Source organism: Nocardioides sp. NPDC023903 (assembly GCF_040639295.1).
GTDB lineage: Bacteria > Actinomycetota > Actinomycetes > Propionibacteriales > Nocardioidaceae > Nocardioides.
Genome location: NZ_JBEZZS010000086.1, coordinates 1 through 1,227, shown reverse-complemented (window position 1 = coordinate 1,227; position 1,227 = coordinate 1). Strand labels below are relative to the sequence as shown.

Here is a 1,227-nt window from a genome sequence, read left to right as displayed (position 1 = left end):
CGACACATTGCAGGGGTGTGAGCTGTGGGAATTGCGACGAAGGCGACCGGATGGCATGCGCGGATCGCGGTGCTCGGCATCGTGCTCGGCGCCGTGGCGGCCGTCGCGGGCTGCGGTGGGGTCGACCAGCCCGCGCTGCCACGACTGACGCCCGCCGAGGAGCAGGCCGCGAAGGGCGCGGTGTTCGCCTATCGCACCGATGCCGAGCTTGCGGTGGTCCGCGGCGCCGAAACGATGCGGGCGCCGGGCAGTTTCGGCTACTCCTCGGCCGCGGTGACCTTCACCAGGGACGGGCAGTACGCCTTCGCGGTGGAGACCAGCAGCAAGACACTGGTCGCGTTGGGCGTGCGGGACCGGTCGGTGACGCGCATACCGTGTGACTGCACCGACGCGGTGGCGTTGCGCGGGTCGGTGGTCGGCTGGTGGCGCGAGCCGGGCGAGATCATGAGCATGGACCTGGCCGGTACCGAGCCCGCCGCGCCCGAACGCGAGATCGTCCTGCCGGATTCGCCGAGCCCGCTGACCGGTGGCGCGTGGGACGGAGCGAAGCTGGTGGCGGCCACCGACGAGTTCGTGCTGCTGGCCCGGGTCGAATCGCGCGGCCTGTGGTGGGAGAAGAGCCACCTCTACGCCATCGGCGCCGACGTCATCCTGCCGCTGGGTCGCGTCCCCGGCATCGATGCCGGACTCTCCGCCGCCGCCGGACCCGATGGGCACACCTTCGTGCTGGCTGGAACGACTGCGCGCAGCGCGACCTGCGGCAGCGGTAATGTCGCGACGATCGACGCCGCCACCAACGGTGTCCGGGCGCTGCCCACGCTGCCGGGTGAGTGCTCGGCGGCCTACAGCCCACGCTGGAGCGCCGACGGTTCGATCACGATCGCCACGCGCAAGTGGGCCGATGCCGCGGGTGCGCCCAGCATGGTCGACCGGCTGCAATCGGCGGCGCAGGGGTGGGCGCCGGTCGGGGAGTACCCGGTGGTCGACATGCTCCCGCGAGCCCAGGAGTCGACGATCGAGGTGGTCGCCGGTGAGCCCACCGACGCGCGGGGCACGCCGCACGGGGTGCTGGTGGTCCACAAGGGTGATGTCCGTGAGGAATTGGCGAAGCAGGTCATCTCGCTGGGTGCGCCGACCACCACCAACTGAGCCGGTCGCGTTGCCGCCCTGGCTGTTCAGAGCTTGCGCAGCCGCAACCTGTTGATCGTGTGGTCGGAGTCCTTGCGC

General features: G+C 71.2%; 1 protein-coding gene. It reads left to right on the top strand.

The genetic code is table 11. From position 1 onward, the window contains the following. The first annotated feature begins 24 nt into the window (after positions 1–24). A complete protein-coding gene (locus AB0F44_RS30110; RefSeq protein ID WP_357361034.1) occupies positions 25–1,149 on the top strand; it encodes a hypothetical protein in 1,125 nt (374 codons plus the stop codon). Positions 1,150–1,227 lie beyond the last annotated feature (78 nt).